This is a genomic window from Burkholderia sp. WSM2230, assembly GCF_000472445.1.
Classification (GTDB): domain Bacteria; phylum Pseudomonadota; class Gammaproteobacteria; order Burkholderiales; family Burkholderiaceae; genus Paraburkholderia.
Map to the genome: position 1 here is coordinate 104,515 of NZ_AXAJ01000010.1, position 17,483 is coordinate 121,997.

Genomic DNA, 17,483 nt, shown 5'->3' on the forward strand with positions numbered 1-17,483 from the left:
GCCGGCCGGCGTTGTGCTCATGCACGCGGGCGAAAACTGCGTGAGCCTTCGTCTTCCTCCGTTTGCGGGTTGGGCTCATGGTTTTCTTCATGAGCCTGGTCCTCATGATCCTCCAGGTCCGCCTCGTGCGTCCCGGGATTGAAGAGCGGATGCCGCGCCGCTTCGGCCGCCGTCAGCACCGGCGACACGCAGCAGTCCAGCGGCTCGAGCAGCGCAACCCATTCGTCGAGTGCGCGCGTGCCGATCACGCCGGCCAGCTCTTGCATGAGCGACGCGGCGTCCGGGCCGCCGATCGCCTGACCAAGACTCCAGTGACGCGTGGCCCACTCGGGGCGGTCGAGCGCCATGCACAAGTTCTCCCAGAACTTGAGCTCCAGCGCGCCGACCGCGAGCCAGCGGTCGTCCTGCGTGCGGTACAGGTTGTAGCAGGGCACGCCTCCGTTCAGCAGTCCCGAGCCCGCGCCTGTTTTTTCCGTTGCGGGGCGCGCTGCGTTTGCTGCGGCGTTGTCATTGGCCAGCGCGACTTGCGCCACCACGTTGTGCGCATGGGTGGCGTGCGTCATGGAAACGTCGACGAAACGGCCCTCGCCGCCGCGCGACACATGCCATAACGCGGCGAGAATCTGCGTGACTGCGCTGAGCGCGCCGCCGAGCAGATCGGCGATCTGGAAGTTCGGCACGATAGGCGTGCCGTCGCGGCTCGTGAGCTGATCGAGAACGCCCGCGTAGCCGATGTAGTTCAGGTCGTGGCCCGCATGACCGGCGAATGGACCGCTCGCGCCATAGCCGCTGATCGCGCAGTACACGAGCCGCGGATTGACGGCCCGCAGCGTCGCGTGGCCGACGCCGAGCCGGTCCATCACGCCTGGCCGGAAGCTTTCGATCAGCACATCCGCTTCTGCCGCAAGCGCGCGCAGCACATTGCGGCCCGCTTCGGATTTGAGGTCGAGGCGCGTTTCGCGCTTGCCGCGATTGACGAGCCGATAGAAGGCGCCCGGCCGCCCGGCCACGCGGTCGCTTGACGACTGCATCATCGTGCGGGTTGGGTCGCCGGCACCGGGCGCCTCGATCTTCAGCACTTCCGCGCCGAGTTCCGCGAGCCGCAACGCGGCAACCGGACCGGGCAGCAGGCGCGTGAGGTCGAGCACGCGCAGGCCCTTCAAAGGAGGCGGCGCGGCGTCGGCCCGCGAGGACTCGCCGAAAGAAGCAGCGGATGCAGCCGAAGACGTTGCAGATGACAAAGCCAACCTCTCGTCGATGCCGGCGCGGATCGCAGTGAGCGCGCCGCTAGCCGATTTGTTCGAGTTCCTCGTGCGTCTCGAGCCATTCGGCTTCGAGCGCCTCGAGGCGCGCGTTCACGTCTGCCTGACGGCGAATGGCGTCCGTCAGTTTGCTTTTCTGGGCTGGCTCGTAACTGGCCGGATCGGCGACGAACGCGTCGAGCGCCACCTTTTCCGCGTTGAGCGCATCCATTTCCTTCTCGATTTTGCTGATGCGGCTCTGCAAAGGCTTCTTCAGATGCGCGAGCTTCTGCCGCGATTCCGCTTCGAGCCGCCGCTGTTCCTTGCGATTCACGCCGCCGTCCGCACCGCCCGCGCTGGCATCGCTGCCGGTCGACGCATTGCCCGCCTTCAACGCCGCGCGCTGCTCCGCTGCATGCTGCAGCAGCCAGTCGCGGTAATCGTCGAGATCGCCGTCGAATTCCTGCAGACGGTGCTTCGCGACCAGCATGAACTGATCTGTCGTGGCGCGCAGCAAATGCCGGTCGTGCGAGACGAGAATGAGCGTGCCTTCGAACTGCGCGAGCGCCATGGTCAAGGCGTGCCGCGTTTCGAGGTCCAGGTGGTTGGTCGGCTCGTCGAGCAGCAGCAGGTTCGGCTTCTGCCAGATGATCAGCGCGAGCGCGAGCCGCGCCTTTTCGCCGCCGGAGAAGGGCGCGATCTTCGACGTCGCCATCTCGCCGGAAAAATTGAAGCTGCCAAGGAAGTCGCGCAACTCCTGCTCGCGTGTGTCCGGCGTGAGGCGCGCGAGGTGCTGCAAGGGCGTGTCGTCGGCGCGCAGCGTTTCCAGCTGATGCTGGGCGAAATAGCCGATGCGCAGCCCCTTGCCCTCGCGCACATGCCCGCCGAGCGGCGCGAGCGTGCCGGCCAGCGTCTTGATCAGCGTCGACTTGCCCTGGCCGTTCGCGCCGAGCAGGCCAATGCGCTGGCCGTTCTGAATGGACAGCATCACGCGCTCGACAATCGGAATCTCGGCGCCGTCTTCACTACGGTAGCCGCAGCGCACGTCTTCCATCACCATCATCGGATTCGGCGCCGAATCCGGCGTACGGAATTCGAAGGTGAACGGCGACGCGGCGTGCGCCGGCGCGATCAGTTCCATCTTTTCGAGCGCCTTCACGCGGCTTTGCGCCTGACGGGCCTTGGTGGCCTGCGCCTTGAAACGATTGATGTAGCTCTGCAAATGCGCGACCGTGCGCTGCTGCTTTTCGTACGCGCTCTGTTGCAGCGCGATCTGCTGCGCGCGCAGCACTTCGAATTGCGAGTAGTTGCCGCCGTAACGCTTGATCTGCTGTTGTTCCAGATGCAGCGTGACGTTGCAGACCGAATCGAGAAATTCGCGGTCGTGCGAGATCACGATCAGCGTGCCCGGATAGCGGTGCAGCCATTCTTCGAGCCAGACAATGGCGTCGAGGTCCAGGTGGTTGGTCGGTTCGTCGAGCAGGAGCAGATCTGAGCGGCACATCAGCGCCTGCGCGAGGTTCAGGCGCATGCGCCAGCCGCCCGAGAAGCTGCTGACCGGCTCGCGTGTCTGGTCGAGCGTGAAGCCGAGGCCGAGCAGCAATGCCTCGGCGCGAGCCGGCGCCGTGTAGCCGTCGGCGTCCGCGAAGGCTGCGTGGGCCTCCGCTTCGGCCGCGCCGTCGTGAGCGGCGGAGGCCGCGGCAATGCGCGCTTCGATGGCGCGCAACGCGGCGTCGCCGTCGAGCGTGTAGGCGAGCGCGGTCTTGTCCGCGGCGGGCGTTTCCTGGGCGACATGCGCGATCTGCCACGTCGGCGGGATCGAAAAGTCGCCGCCGTCCGCATGCAGTTCGCCGAGCAGCACGGCAAAGAGCGTCGACTTGCCCGCGCCGTTCGCGCCCACGAGGCCGGCCTTTTCGCCCGGATTGAGCGTGAAGGTGGTGTTGTCGAAGAGCGGCTTGGTGCCGCGCGCGAGGCTGAACTGATTAAAGCGGATCACAAAGAGGCCGGCTGGAGGAAAACGCCTATTTTAGACTGCCGGGGATCACACCGGGCCCTTAGCCGGCATCGGCCATTTGGCCGACTGTGCCCGCCGCGCTTTTGACATAGACTGACGGCTTTCGTGGGGAGAGCACATGACATCGATTTATTCTTTTTCGGCCCGCACGCTTGGCGGCGAGGAAGTGAGTCTCGCGCAGTACGAAGGCAAGGTGCTGCTGATCGTGAATACGGCGAGCGAATGCGGGTTCACGCCGCAGTATGCGGGCTTGCAGAAGCTCTACGACAGCTACGCGGCGCGCGGGCTCGCGGTGCTCGGCTTTCCGTGCAACCAGTTCGGCAAACAGGAGCCGGGCGACGCCGCGCAGATCGGCAGCTTTTGCGAGAAGAATTACGGCGTGACCTTTCCGATGTTCGACAAGGTCGACGTGAACGGCGCGAGCGCGCATCCGCTGTTCCGTTATCTGACGGGCGAGGCGCCGGGCCTGCTCGGCCTCGAAGCGATCAAGTGGAATTTCACGAAGTTTCTGATCGGCCGCGACGGCAATGTGGTCAAGCGCTACGCACCGCTGACCAAGCCCGAGGCGATTACCGAGGACATCGAAAAGCTGCTGTAAAAGCGGCGGCGCGCGTGGCGGCGCGTCAGAGAATGGGCGAGAAGAGCCGCGCCACGTGCATCAGCACGCGCCGCACGGCGCTCGCCTGGCGGTACTCGTTGCGGTCGATCTCGCGCGACTGCGTGAAGTCGGCAAGCAGCATGGCTTCGACTTCCTGAGCGAACGTTTGATCGACGGTCAGGACCATGATCTCGAAGTTGAGGCGGAACGAACGATTGTCGAGATTGGCGCTGCCCACCGCCGCGGCCACGCTGTCGATGAGCACGACCTTCTGATGCAGGAAGCCTGGCTGATAGCGAAAGATGCGAATGCCCGCGCGCAGCGAATCGTACGCGTAGAGTTTCGAGGCCTCGAATACCACGACGTGATCGCGCCGGGCGGGAATCAGAATACGTACGTCGACGCCGCGCAGCGCCGCGAGCCGCAATGCCGAAAATACGGCTTCGTCGGGCACCAGGTAGGGCGTGGTGATCCAGATGCGCTCGCGCGCGGCGTTGATCGCTTCGACGAAAAAGAGGGAGCAGGTTTCCTGCTTGTCGGCCGGGCCGCTCGGCACGACGAGGCAGTGCATGTCGTGGCTTCTTGGCGCGTTTGCGGAATCAGCGTAATGCGCGGAGTCCGGCGAGGCGGATGTGGCGGATGTGTCGCGCGCCGCCAATGTAGCCGGCGAGGCGGATGTGGCCGACGAGGCGGATGTGTCGCCCGACGCTAATGTGGCCAGCGAGGCGCGTGTGTCCGGTGTGGCGGATGTGTCGCGCGAGGTGAAGGTGGCGGGCGCAGGCGCAGGCGCCGCGTCTGACGCGTCTTGCGCATCGCGCGAATCTTGCGGCGGCACATCGAGTTGCGGCAACTGCTGGGTCGCCCAGTACCAGTCTTCGGTGAACACGAACTGGATGCTCGCGACCGCCGGCCCGCGCACCTCAATATGCGTGTCGCGCCACGGCGAGAGCGGCGGCTTGCCGCCCAGATACTCCACGCCGATATTGTGCCCGCCGACAAACGCGCGTTCGCCGTCGACGGAGACGATCTTGCGGTGATTGCGGAAGTTCAGTTGCAACCGGTTGACGAACAGGCGATTGGTGGCGAACGGATGCGTCTCCACGCCGCCCGCGCGCAACGACGCGACATAGCGATGCGGCAGATCGAAGCTGCCGATGCTGTCGTAGAGAAAATAGACGCGCACGCCTTGCCGCGCTTTCGCGATCAACGCCTCCTTGAACATTTCGCCCAGCGCATCGTCGCGAACGATGAAAAACTGCACGATGATGTAGTGGCGCGCCTGCTGGATGGCCTCGAAGATCGCCTCGAACGTGGCCGTGCCGTTCACCAGCGTGCGCACCGAATTGCCCGGCAGAAAGGGCATGCCGCCGAGCCGCGTGAGCGAGTGCACGAGCCTGCCGCCCAGCGCATGCGCGGGCAGTTGCGCCGACGAAGCCAGCTTGTCCCACTGCGGAGGATGCGCGTGAGTGCGCAGCAATTCGTTTTCGACGCGGCGGGCGTCTGCGTAGCCGGCGAACTTGCTGCGTCCAAGGAAAAGGTAGGGGACGAGCGTCAGGTAGGGCATCGCGACCAGCGACACGGCCCACGCAATCGCGCCTTGCGAAGTGCGGGTATTGAGAATCGCGTGGCAAGCCGCGACCACGCCCAGTACATGGGCGAGGGCCACCAGCGTACCGACGTGAAGCAGGTCGAATTGCATAGGCGAGCGAAAGGTTGGGCGAGTCGCTGCGCCGGGTCGCGGGGCGAACGCGGGCAGCTCGCGAGCTAACGGCGCTCATCTTACCGAACGCGGGGGCGTCGGGGGTGATGGTGAGGCTTGGGGGCGGGTTCAATGCGGGCACAGCGACCGAAGGCTTTCGGCATGCCCATCAAGGAGGCCCCTGCAAAGGCGGCGCGCGCCGCAACGTCGTTGCTGCGCGCGCTCGAAAGGCTAGAACATCCTCACATGTTCAGACGGGCAGATCTGCGGCCTGGATCAGGAACACGTTGTCGTCGCCGGCGCTTGTCGAGAGCCACACGAGATTCAGGCCGCCGAACGCCGCCTCGACATGCCGGCGCTCATTGCCGATCTCGATTACGAGCACGCCGTCTTCGGTCAGCCAGTTACGTGCGTCCGCAATGATTCGCCGCACGATGTCCATGCCGTCCGCGCCGCCCGCCAGCGCCATTTCCGGCTCGTGCCTGTACTCGGCGGGCAGTTCCTGCATCGACGCGGCGTTCACATACGGCGGATTGCTGATGATCACGTCGTAGCGGCGTTGCGCGAGCGGCGCATACAGATCACCTTCGAATAGCGCGATGCGGTCATCGAGCTTGTAGTCGGCCACGTTGCGAGCGGCAACTTCGAGAGCCGGCGCGGAGAGATCCACCGCGTCGATGTCCGCATTCGGAAACGCGTGCGCCGCGAGAATCGCGAGGCAGCCGGAGCCCGTGCACAGTTCCAGCACGCCGCTCACCTGCTCCGGATCTTCGACATACGGTTGCAGCCCGTCCTGCAGCAGCTCGCCGATAAACGAACGCGGCACGATCGTGCGTTCGTCCACGTAAAAGCGGAAGCCGTGCATCCACGCTTCCTGCGTGATGTAGGCAGCCGGCACGCGCTCGGTGGCGCGGCGCTCGATCACGTTCAGCACGGCGTCAATTTCCGCGGCCGAGAGGCGCGCGTCCATGAACGGCTCCAGCAGGTCGAGCGGCAGATGCAGCGTGTGCAGAACGAGATAAGCAGCTTCGTCGTAGGCGTTGGCCGAGCCGTGGCCGAACGAGAGCCCGGCCTGGTTAAAGCGCGACACCGCGAAGCGCAGCAGATCGCGGACAGTGGAAAAGGGCAGCGTCATCGCAATGGTCCTTGGGTATGCCTGGAATTTGCCTGGACTATGCCCGGCTCAGGCGATCAGTTGTTCGAGCACGCGGCGGTACACGTTTTTCAGCGGCTCGATGTGTGCGACTTCGATATGTTCGTCGATCTTGTGAATGCTGGCGTTCAACGGGCCGAACTCGACCACCTGTTGGCAGATGCGCGCGATGAAGCGGCCGTCCGAGGTGCCGCCGGTGGTCGACAGTTCGGTCGTGACGCCGGTTTCGTCCTTGATCGCTTTGGCGAGCGCGTTCGACAGTTCGCCATGCGGCGTGAGGAACGGCAGGCCGCTCACGGTCCATTGCAGATCGTATTCGAGGCCATGCCTGTCGAGAATCGCGTGGACGCGCTGCTGCAATCCGTCCACGGTGCTGGCCGTCGAGAAGCGGAAGTTGAACATCATCTCGGCATGGCCGGGAATCACGTTACTCGCGCCCGTGCCGCTATGGATATTCGACACCTGCCACGTGGTGGGCGGGAAGTACTCGTTGCCGTCGTCCCAGCGCTCGGCCACCAGTTCGGCCAGCGCGGGCGCGAGCAGATGCACCGGATTTTTTGCGAGATGCGGATACGCGATATGGCCTTGCACGCCCTTCACAACGAGCTTGCCCGACATCGAGCCGCGCCGGCCGTTCTTCACCGTATCGCCGAACTGCGCACTCGAAGTCGGCTCGCCGACGATGCAGTAGTCCATGCGCTCGCCGCGCGCCTGCAGAGCTTCGACGACCTTGACGGTGCCGTCGGTGGCGGGGCCTTCCTCGTCGCTCGTGATCAGGAATGCGATCGAGCCGCGATGCCGCGGGTGCGCCGCGACGAACTCCTCGCTCGCGACCACGAAGCCGGCAATCGAGCTTTTCATGTCGGCTGCACCGCGGCCGTACAGCTTGCCGTCGCGATGGGTCGGCTCGAACGGCGCCGAATGCCATTGATCGAGCGGGCCGGTGGGCACCACGTCCGTGTGGCCGGCGAAGGCGAGCAGCTTGCCCGCATGGCCGTCTGCGCCGCGTTTCACGGCCCACAGGTTCGTGACGCCGTTCGATTCGATGGTTTCGTGCTCGAAGCCGAGCGCGGACAGGCGTTCGATCAGGAGACGCTGGCAATGCTGATCGTCAGGCGTCACGGAGGCGCGCGCGATCAGTTCTTCGGTAAGGGCAAGGGTGCCGGACATGGATTCAGTACAAGCCACTTGAAAATGAAAAAATGCCGGCTGGCGGTGGAACACCGCAGCCGGCAACAGCTTTTGACACCACGCGGCCGGGCGACGCCCGGACACGACGGCGCGGCGTGTGAGCGAGGGGCGCTGTGTCACAGCGCAACTGCGGCGGGGTTATGCGAATACCGGTGCGCTTATGCGAACAGTGGCGCACTCACGCCACCATCGCCGCGCCTACTCAAACATCACCGCGCTCACGCCGACAATGCCGCGCTTCACGCGAGCATCGCCTCACTCACACAAACATCGCCGCGCTTCACGCAAACAACGCCGCATATTCATCCGGCGAAAAACCGAGCGACTTCACGCGTCCATTAACCACCAGCACAGGCCGCTTGATCACCGATGGCTTGTGAATCATCAACGCGATGGCGCCAGGCTGGGTGTCGGCGGCGGCCTTCATGTCGTCCGACAGGCCGCGCCACGTGGTGCCGCGACGGTTCAGCAGCGCGTCGAGCCTCACGTCCTTCAGCCAGTCCTGCACGAGCGGCTCGGTCACGCCGGCCTTCTTGAAGTCGTGAAACTCGAACTCCACGCCGTGCTCTTCGAGCCACACGCGCGCTTTCTTCACGGTGTCGCAGTTGGGAATGCCGTAGACGACAGTCTTCGTGCCGCGCGCCATCAGTCGCCTCGCAGCAGCTCGTTCAGACCAACCTTCGCGCGCGTCTTCGCGTCGACCTTCTTGACGATCACGGCGCAGTAGAGGCTGTGCGAACCGTCTTTCGACGGCAGATTGCCGGCCACCACGACAGAGCCCGCCGGAATGCGGCCATACGTGACTTCGCCCGTTTCGCGGTCGTAAATCCTGGTGCTCTGGCCGAGGTACACGCCCATCGAAATGACCGAGTTTTCCTCGACGATCACGCCTTCCACCACTTCCGAACGCGCGCCGATAAAGCAGTTGTCTTCGATGATCACGGGGTTCGCCTGCAGCGGCTCCAGCACGCCGCCAATGCCCACGCCGCCCGACAGGTGCACGTTCTTGCCGATCTGCGCGCACGAACCGACGGTAGCCCAGGTATCGACCATCGTGCCTTCGTCGACATAAGCGCCGATGTTGGTGTACGACGGCATCAGCACGACGTTCTTCGCGATGAACGAGCCGCGGCGCGCGATGGCGGGCGGCACCACGCGAAAACCGCCGGCCGCGAAGTCTTCGGCGGTGTAGTTAGCGAACTTCGACGGCACCTTGTCGTAGAACTGGCTGTAGCCGCCGGCCGGCATCGGCGCATTGTCTTCCAGGCGGAACGACAGCAGCACGGCTTTCTTCAGCCATTGATTGACGACCCAGTCGCCGTCCTTCTTCTCGGCAACGCGCAGCGCGCCCTTGTCCAGTTGTTCGATGGCGTGGGCGACGGCTTCGCGCACGTCTGCCGGAGCGGCCCTGGGCGACAGCTCGGCGCGGTTTTCCCAGGCGGTGTCGATGATCTGCTGAAGTTGTTGCGACATATGCGTGCTTTTCTGAAGAGTTGAAATCGGAAGAAGGGCAGCGGACGCGCGGGCCTCGGCCGGAAACCCGGCAGTGCGATACTCAGCCCGCGAGCCCGCGGCAAAAATCGACGATTCGTTGCGCGCCCTCTGTGCATTCGTCGACGTCGGCAACGAGCGCCATGCGCACGAAATTGCGGCCGGGGTTCACGCCGTGCGCGGTGCGCGCGAGGAACGAACCCGGCAGAACCGTCACATTATAGTCGGCGTAAAGACGCTGGGCGAATTCGGTATCCGTGAGACCGGTGCGCGAAACGTCCGCCCACAGATAGAACGCGGCGTCCGGCAGGCGCACGTCGAGCACCTCGGCGAGCATCGGCGTGACGGTCGAAAATTTCTGCACGTATTTCGCGCGGTTCTCGCGCACGTGCGCTTCGTCGTTCCAGGCCGCGATGCTCGCGCTCTGATACACCGTCGACAACGCCGCGCCGTGGTACGTGCGGTACAGCAGGAAGTCCTTGAGGATGGCGGCGTCGCCGGCCACGAAGCCCGAGCGCATGCCCGGCACATTCGAGCGCTTTGAGAGGCTCGACAGCATGACGAGCCTCTCGAAGCCGCGGCCAAGCTGGTGTGCAGCCTGGAGGCCGCCGAGCGGCGGGTTCGCTTCGTCGAAATAGATCTCCGAGTAGCACTCGTCGGAGGCAATCACGAAGCCGTGACGGTCGGACAGCGCGAAGAGTTCGCGCCAGTCTTCGAGCGTCAGCACGGCGCCCGTCGGATTGCCCGGGGAGCAGAGGTACAGCAACTGGGTGCGCGCCCAGACCTCGTCGGGCACCGCCGAATAATCGCAGGCGAAGTTGCGCGCCGGGTCGCTGTTCACGAAGTACGGCTCGGCGCCCGCGAGGATCGCCGCACCCTCGTAGATTTGGTAGAACGGGTTCGGACAGAGTACGATCGCAGGCTCGCCCTGCGCGTTGCGCTTCGGGTCGATGACCGTTTGCGCGAGCGCGAACAGCGCCTCGCGCGAGCCCGACACCGGCAGCACCTGAGTGGCCGGATCCACGGGCGGCAGACCGTAGCGCTGCGTGACCCAGTTCGCAATCGACTCGCGCAACGCCAATGAGCCGAGCGTGGCCGGATACGCGGACAAACCGCCGAGCGAGGCGATCACGGCGTCGCGTATCAACCCGGGCGTCGGATGTTTCGGCTCGCCAATGCCGAAGCTGATATGCGCGAGGCCGGGAGTCGGCGCGACGTCTTTGAAAAGCAAACGCAGCTTTTCGAACGGATAGGGCTGGAGGGAGTCGAGTAGCGGATTCACTGGGCGGATCGTGCCTGATCGAAGAGGGCGCGCAACGATGTGTGACGGCGCATGCGGCTTCGCCTGCGTTTGCGCAATGGCCGGCGCTGGTGCTCCGGTCAAGCCGCTGAAAGTGGCGGCGGGACGGCAGCGGCGGCGAGCAGGGGATTATAGCGTGGCGCGCCGCGGCTCGGGACGGCGTGTCTCAGACGGTGCAGACGGTGCAGGCGGTGCGCGGCAATCGAACGATGCGGGCCGTGGCCGGTTCGCGTGGCAATAAAAGCAGGAGCAGCGATGTACGCAGTAGTCGAGGAGATATCTGGAGAAGGCAGAGGAAAAAACGCCGCTGCGTTGGTAGCCAACAGCAATACGGACATGAGCGGCAGCGCGAACGTGGGCAGCACCGCGAACGTGACCCGCACAGCGAACGCAAACAGCACCGCGAACCTGACCGGCACCGCGAACACAAACAGCACCACCCCCCCCTCACGGAGCCCGTCGCCATGAACAGTTGGCTTCGCACAGGCTGGCCGACGCTGGCGATCATGCTGGGCGCCTCGGTGTGGGGAATGATCTGGTATCCGTTGCGGATGCTGGCCTCGCTTGGCGTCACGGGCACGGCCGCGAGCGCGCTGACGAGCGGCGCCGGTTGCCTCTTCGTGCTCATCGTGCGTCGCCGCGCGATCAGGACCGTGCGCTGGCATTGGCTGCTGCCGGCTCTCGCGCTCGCCGCGGGCATCACGAACCTCGGTTTCGTGTGGGGTTCGATCCACGGGCAGGTTATGCGCGTGCTGCTGCTGTTCTATCTGACGCCCGCGTGGACCGCGCTCTTCGCGCACTTCATTCTTCATGAGCGGCTGACGCGGTCGGGCGCGGCTCTTGCCGCGCTGTCGCTTGCCGGCGCGATGACGATGCTGTGGTCGCCGCAGTCAGGCATTCCGTTGCCGGCCAATCTCGCCGAATGGGCGGGCCTCGCAGGCGGTATGGGCTTCGCGATGAGCAACGTGCTGATCCTGAAGACGAGCCGCGTGCTGCCGCAGATGAAACCGGAGATGCGCACCGCGACCATCTTCGGCGGCGCGGCGCTGTTCGGCGCGTGCGCGTCGCTGTTCGAAGCGATGCCCGCGCCGCCCGCCGGCGCGCATCTGGCCACCGCCGCATGGCTCGTGCTGGGCCTCGGCTTCCTGCTCGCGTCGAACAACATGCTGGTGCAGTATGGGCTTGCGCGCGTGCCGGCCAACCGGGCGTCGATCATCATGCTGTTCGAGCTCGTGGTCACGGCGCTTTCCGCATGGCTTTTTGCCGGCGAGATACCCGGCCCGCGCGAATGGGCGGGCGGCGCCTGCATCGTGCTCGCCTCGGCGCTGTCGAGCTGGGTGCATCGCACGAAGGCGCTGCCGCCCGATCCCGCCAATCAGGACGCAGGCGATACGGACGCCGACAGTCGCGTCGACCATGACGACCTCCGCGGTCTTAGGGACCGCGCGGACCTTGGCGACCTGAGCGACCGCGCGGACCTTGGCGACCACGACGACCGCCGCAACCACCAGGAGCACCAGGACCACCAGGACCGCGAGGACCGCGAGGACCGTGACGACCGCGACGACCACCGCGGCCCTCTCGACCGCGACGACGGCAAGCACCAGCAGGGCAAGAACCGCCCACGCGCGATGGTATGATTGCCCCTCATTGGCCGGCGCATGCGCGACGCGCGTGCAGCCGGCGCCCCAATTCCCGAGGGCTGGCAAGGACCGCGGAGCGTATCGCCGCAGCAGCGAACGGCTCATGCGGCCTTCGCGAGCCACCTATTACTTCTCCTTCTCAAACAGCGAAATCGCCGTGCGTCTGACCTCGATCAAACTCGCTGGATTCAAGTCATTCGTCGATCCCACGCATTTCCAGGTTCCGGGCCAGCTAGTCGGCGTGGTCGGACCGAATGGATGCGGCAAGTCCAACATCATCGACGCCGTGCGCTGGGTGCTCGGCGAGTCGCGCGCCTCGGAGCTGCGCGGCGAGTCGATGCAGGACGTGATCTTCAACGGTTCCACAGCGCGCAAGCCCGGCAGCCGCGCGAGCGTCGAACTCGTGTTCGACAACGCGGACGGCCGCGCCGCCGGACAGTGGGGCCAATACGCCGAAATCGCCGTCAAACGCGTGCTCACGCGCGACGGCACCTCGAGCTACTACATCAACAACCTGCCGGCGCGTCGCCGCGACATTCAGGACATTTTCCTCGGCACCGGCCTCGGGCCGCGCGCCTACGCGATCATCGGGCAGGGCATGATCGCGCGCCTGATCGAAGCGAAACCGGAAGAACTGCGCGTGTTTCTCGAGGAAGCCGCGGGCGTCTCCAAATACAAGGAACGCCGCCGCGAGACCGAGAATCGTCTGCATGACACGCGGGAAAATCTGACGCGGGTGGAGGACATCATCCGCGAGCTGAGTACGAATCTGGAAAAGCTGGAAGGACAGGCGGTGGTCGCCACGCGCTACAAGGAACTGCAAAGCGACGGCGAGGAAAAGCAGCGTCTTCTGTGGCTGCTGCGCAAGAACGAAGCCGGCAGCGAACAGGAGCGGCAGAAGCGCGCCATCGAACAGGCGCAGATCGACCTCGAGGCCGAGACTGCGAAGCTGCGTGAAGTGGAGGCGCAGCTCGAAACGCTGCGCGTCGCGCATTATTCCGCGAGCGACGCGATGCAGGGCGCGCAAGGCGCGCTCTACGAGGCGAATGCCGAAGTGAGCCGGCTCGAGGCGGAGATCAAGTTCATCGTCGAATCGCGCAATCGCGTGCAGGCGCAAATCGCCGCGCTGACCGCGCAGCGTGAACAGTGGCAAGCGCAAGCCGAAAAGGCGCAAGGCGATCTCGAAGACGCCGAGGAGCAGCTCGCCGTCGCTGAGGGAAAAGCGGTGGTCGCCGAAGAAGAAGCCGCCGCGAAACATGACGCGATGCCCGCGCTCGAAGCGCGCTGGCGCGACGCGCAGGCAGAGCTGAACGCGGAGCGCGGCGGCATCGCGCAGACCGAGCAGGCGCTCAAACTCGAAGCCGCGCATCAGCGCAATGCGGATCAGCAATTGCAGCAGTTGCAGCAGCGTCAGGAGCGTCTGAAGGTTGAAGCCGGCGGCCTCGACGCGCCGGACGAAGCGCAGCTCGAAGAGTTGCGCATGCAACTCGCGGAGCACGAAGAGATTCTGCACGATGCACAAGTGCGTCTCGCGGATGCGCAGGAAACGCTGCCGCGTCTCGACGCGGAGCGCCGCGCCGCGCAGGAACGCGTGCAGGCCGAAAGCGCGCAGATTCATCAGATCGATGCACGCCTTGCCGCGCTCAAGCAGTTGCAGGAGAACGTGCAGACCGAGGGCAAGATCCAGCCGTGGCTCGAAAAGCACGAGCTCGGCGGCTTGCCGCGTCTGTGGAAGAAGCTGCATGTCGAAGCGGGTTGGGAAACCGCGCTGGAAGCCGTGCTGCGCGAGCGCCTCGCCGCGCTCGAAGTATCGAATCTCGATTGGGTCAAGGCTTTCGCAACCGACGCGCCGCCCGCCAAGCTCGCGTTCTACGCGCCGCCTGCCGCCGGTCAACCGGTCGCGGCGCCGCCCGCGCTGCGGCCGCTGCTGTCGCTCGTGCGTATCGACGACGCCGGCATCCGCGCGGTGCTCAACGACTGGCTCGGCCTTGCATTCGTCGCCGACGATCTGCAGCAGGCTCTCGGCATGCGCTCGCAATTGCCGGAAGGCGGCTCGTTCGTCGTCAAGGCGGGGCACGTGGTGACGCGCGTCGGCGTGCAACTCTATGCCGCCGATTCGGAACAGGCCGGCATGCTGGCCCGTCAGCAGGAAATCGAAAATCTCGCGCGTCAGGTGCGCGCCCAGGCGCTGCTCGCCGACGAAGCGAAGGCCGCCGCGATCCGCGCCGAAGCCGCGCACACGCAAGCCGCGCAGGCACTGACCGAGGTGCGTCAGCAGGCCGAGCGCGCCACGCAACGCGTGCATGCGCTGCAACTCGACGTGCTGAAGCTCACCCAGGCGCACGAGCGTTACACGCAGCGCAGCACGCAGATTCGCGAGGAACTCGAAGAAATCAACGCGCAGATCGAGGAACAGCGCGCGCTGCGTGCCGAATCCGAAGCCAACTTCGAGCGTTACGACGGCGAGCTAGCGGAATTGCAGGCCCGCTTCGAAGATCATCAAATGGCTTTCGAGGCGCTCGACGAAGAACTGACCGCGGCGCGCGGACAGGCGCGAGATCTGGATCGCGCCGCCACGGACGCGCGCTTCGCCGCGCGCAACATGGCCAATCGCATCGACGAATTGAAGCGCAGCATTCAGGTCGCGCATGAGCAGAGCGAGCGCGTTGCGGCGTCGCTCGAAGACGCACGCGCCGAGCTCGAAACCATCAACGAGCAGACGGCGCACACCGGCTTGCAGGACGCGCTCGACATTCGCGCGGTCAAGGAAGAGGCGTTGCACGCCGCCCGCCTCGAACTGGACGACCTGACCGCGAAGCTGCGCGCCGCCGACGAAACGCGCCTGTCCACCGAACGCGCGCTGCAACCGCTGCGCGACCGCATCAACGAACTGCAGTTGAAGGAACAGGCCGCGCGGCTGAACGGCGAGCAGTTCGTCGAGCAGCTTGCCGCGGCCGGCGTCGACGAAGCGCAGTTGCAGGCCAAGCTCACGCCGGACATGAAACCTTCGTATCTGCAAGGCGAAGTCACGCGCATCAACAACGCGATCATCGCGCTCGGTCCGGTCAACATGGCCGCGCTCGACGAACTGAAGGCGGCCACTGAGCGCAAGACGTTCCTCGACTCGCAATCGGCTGACCTGACGAGCGCGATCGAAACGCTCGAAGACGCGATCCGCAAGATCGACGCGGAAACGCGCACGCTGCTGCAAGGCACGTTCGACGAAGTGAACCGTCATTTCGGCGAACTGTTCCCGCGTCTCTTTGGCGGCGGCCAGGCGAAGCTAATCATGACCGGCGACGAAATTCTCGACGCCGGCGTGCAGGTCATGGCGCAGCCTCCGGGCAAGAAGAATTCGACAATTCACCTGCTGTCCGGCGGCGAAAAAGCGCTGACCGCGACCGCACTGGTGTTCGCGATGTTCCAGCTGAATCCCGCGCCGTTCTGTCTGCTCGACGAAGTGGATGCACCGCTCGACGACGCCAACACCGAACGTTTCGCGAACCTCGTGCGCGCGATGTCGGACAAAACCCAGTTCCTTTTCATCTCGCACAACAAGATCGCGATGGAAATGGCGCAGCAACTGATCGGCGTGACGATGCAGGAGCAGGGCGTGTCGCGCATCGTTGCCGTCGACATGGAAACGGCTGCGGGTTTCGCCCAGAATATCGTTTAAGTTTCGTTTGAATCATGGAAGCGCGGGCGCCCGCGTAGAGCGCTGCGGCCGCCGGCCGCGCGACACGTGGAGCGGGCGTGAAGCCGCGCACATAAAGAATTGCTGATGGAGCATGCATGGACGAGTTGACACTCGGTTTGATCGGCGCGGGTGCCGTGGTGGTCGGGGGCGTGGTCGTGTACAACGCGTGGCAAAGCGCCAAGGTGCGCCGCAAGATGCCGCGGCCGATGCCGGCGGACGCGGCAGAGAACTTCGCGCGCGACGACCACGAGGAGCAGAGCCCGTTCATCGAACCGGCCCGGCCGACTACACGCCGCGAGCCGGTGGTAGGCGCGGATGCGGCGGCCGATACCGCGTCGGCGCGCGTCGAACCGACTTTTGGCGCGCCGGTGGGCGCTGCGCCGCTCGATACGCCGGCGGATATTCAGGCTGAGACCACCACGCCGAACGGCTTCGTTTCCGCGGGCAATGAAGACGGCGACGAACGCGGTGCGGGCGCCGGAGTGGGCAAGGACGCGGCGGCACAAACGCCGCGTGAGCCGGACGAACAGCTCGAACCGATCCTGCCCGCTGCCACCACGATCTCGTCGGCGCCGCCGGCCATCGTCGATCGCCGTATCGACTGCATCGTGCCGATTCGTCTGAACGGACCAGTGGCGGGCGACAAGGTGATCCCGCTCGCGCAGCGCCTGCGCCGCGCCGGCAGCAAGCCTGTGCATATAGAAGGCAGGCTGGAAGGCGGCGCGTGGGAACTGCTGCAAAACGGCGCGCGTTACGAAGAGCTGCGCGCAGCTGCGCAGCTCGCCAACCGAAGCGGCGCGCTCAACGAACTGGAGTTCTCCGAGTTCGTGACCGGCGTGCAGCAGTTCGCCGACGCGCTGGACGCAGCACCGGAATTTCCGGACATGCTTGAAACCGTTGCGATGGCGCGAGAACTGGACGGTTTCGCCGCGCAATGCGACGCGCAGTTGTCGATCAACGTGCTTTCCGACGGCGCGCCGTGGTCGGCCAACTACGTGCAGGCCGTCGCGTCCCAGGACGGCTTGCTGCTCTCGCGCGACGGCACGCGCTTCGTCAAGCTCGACGCGCGCCAGAGCCCGGTGTTCATGCTGCAATTCGGCGACACGAACTTCCTGCGCGACGACCTGACCTACAAGGGCGGCCAGATGATCACGCTGGTGCTCGACGTGCCGGTGGCCGATGAAGACATCCTGCCGTTCCGCCTGATGTGCGACTACGCGAAATCGCTCGCGGAGCGCATTGGCGGCCGGGTGGTGGACGACGGCCGCCGGCCGCTGCCGGAAACCGCGCTCCTCGCGATCGAAAAGCAGTTGATGACGCTTTACGCCAAGCTCGAGCAAGCCGGCATTCCGGCAGGCTCCCCCGCCACGCGGCGCCTGTTCAGCCAATAAGTCACCGCTCGCGTTTCGTGCTTCCGACGGCCGCGCAATGCGCGGCCGTTGTCGTTTTCCGAAAG

13 protein-coding genes are annotated in these 17,483 nt (G+C 65.4%); 4 read left to right on the forward strand and 9 right to left on the reverse strand.

The window, feature by feature from the left end; genetic code table 11:
- Positions 1-17: 17 nt before the first annotated feature.
- The gene (locus A3AC_RS0119810) at positions 18-1,163 is read right to left on the reverse strand and encodes a CaiB/BaiF CoA transferase family protein (RefSeq protein ID WP_232231972.1); all 1,146 of its coding nucleotides are present in this window, start codon (positions 1,161-1,163) and stop codon (positions 18-20) included.
- 124 nt (positions 1,164-1,287) lie between these two features.
- Positions 1,288-3,237 carry an ATP-binding cassette domain-containing protein gene (locus A3AC_RS0119815; protein WP_025600976.1) on the reverse strand — a complete coding sequence of 650 codons (1,950 nt, stop codon included), beginning with the start codon at positions 3,235-3,237 and terminating at the stop codon, positions 1,288-1,290.
- Between the two features lie 136 nt (positions 3,238-3,373).
- Here A3AC_RS0119815 and A3AC_RS0119820 point away from each other — a divergent pair, with 136 nt between their 5' ends.
- Positions 3,374-3,853, forward strand: a complete 480-nt coding sequence (locus A3AC_RS0119820) for a glutathione peroxidase (RefSeq protein ID WP_025600977.1) — start codon at positions 3,374-3,376, stop codon at positions 3,851-3,853.
- Between the two features lie 25 nt (positions 3,854-3,878).
- Here the strand turns inward: A3AC_RS0119820 and A3AC_RS0119825 are convergent, their stop codons facing one another.
- The 7 genes from A3AC_RS0119825 to A3AC_RS0119855 all read right to left on the reverse strand — a co-directional run bounded on the left by A3AC_RS0119825 (position 3,879) and on the right by A3AC_RS0119855 (position 11,127).
- Entirely contained in the window at positions 3,879-5,552 is a 1,674-nt protein-coding gene (locus A3AC_RS0119825; RefSeq protein WP_025600978.1) for a cardiolipin synthase, read from the reverse strand.
- 250 nt (positions 5,553-5,802) lie between these two features.
- A complete protein-coding gene (gene prmB, locus A3AC_RS0119830; RefSeq protein ID WP_025600979.1) occupies positions 5,803-6,687 on the reverse strand; it encodes a 50S ribosomal protein L3 N(5)-glutamine methyltransferase in 885 nt (294 codons plus the stop codon).
- Positions 6,688-6,735: 48 nt separating this feature from the next.
- Positions 6,736-7,875 carry a succinyl-diaminopimelate desuccinylase gene (gene dapE / locus A3AC_RS0119835; RefSeq protein ID WP_025600980.1) on the reverse strand — a complete coding sequence of 380 codons (1,140 nt, stop codon included), beginning with the start codon at positions 7,873-7,875 and terminating at the stop codon, positions 6,736-6,738.
- A gap of 301 nt (positions 7,876-8,176) precedes the next feature.
- Complete coding sequence (locus tag A3AC_RS0119840; protein WP_025600981.1) at positions 8,177-8,542, reverse strand: ArsC family reductase; 366 nt, start codon at positions 8,540-8,542, stop codon at positions 8,177-8,179.
- A complete protein-coding gene (dapD, locus tag A3AC_RS0119845; RefSeq protein WP_025600982.1) occupies positions 8,542-9,369 on the reverse strand; it encodes a 2,3,4,5-tetrahydropyridine-2,6-dicarboxylate N-succinyltransferase in 828 nt (275 codons plus the stop codon). The genes A3AC_RS0119840 and dapD overlap by 1 nt, the downstream gene beginning before the upstream one ends.
- An 82-nt stretch (positions 9,370-9,451) precedes the next feature.
- The gene (gene dapC, locus A3AC_RS0119850; RefSeq protein WP_025600983.1) at positions 9,452-10,669 is read right to left on the reverse strand and encodes a succinyldiaminopimelate transaminase; all 1,218 of its coding nucleotides are present in this window, start codon (positions 10,667-10,669) and stop codon (positions 9,452-9,454) included.
- Between the two features lie 98 nt (positions 10,670-10,767).
- Positions 10,768-11,127, reverse strand: coding sequence for a hypothetical protein (locus tag A3AC_RS0119855; RefSeq protein WP_025600984.1), 360 nt, complete (start codon positions 11,125-11,127; stop codon positions 10,768-10,770).
- 24 nt (positions 11,128-11,151) lie between these two features.
- Between A3AC_RS0119855 and A3AC_RS0119860 the strand changes: the two genes are divergently transcribed.
- From A3AC_RS0119860 to A3AC_RS0119870, 3 genes are all read left to right on the forward strand, one after another.
- Complete coding sequence (locus tag A3AC_RS0119860) at positions 11,152-12,327, forward strand: DMT family transporter (RefSeq protein ID WP_025600985.1); 1,176 nt, start codon at positions 11,152-11,154, stop codon at positions 12,325-12,327.
- A gap of 160 nt (positions 12,328-12,487) precedes the next feature.
- Complete coding sequence (gene smc, locus A3AC_RS0119865) at positions 12,488-16,006, forward strand: chromosome segregation protein SMC (protein WP_025600986.1); 3,519 nt, start codon at positions 12,488-12,490, stop codon at positions 16,004-16,006.
- A 116-nt stretch (positions 16,007-16,122) separates the two neighbouring features.
- Positions 16,123-17,418 carry a cell division protein ZipA C-terminal FtsZ-binding domain-containing protein gene (locus A3AC_RS0119870; RefSeq protein ID WP_025600987.1) on the forward strand — a complete coding sequence of 432 codons (1,296 nt, stop codon included), beginning with the start codon at positions 16,123-16,125 and terminating at the stop codon, positions 17,416-17,418.
- Positions 17,419-17,483 lie beyond the last annotated feature (65 nt).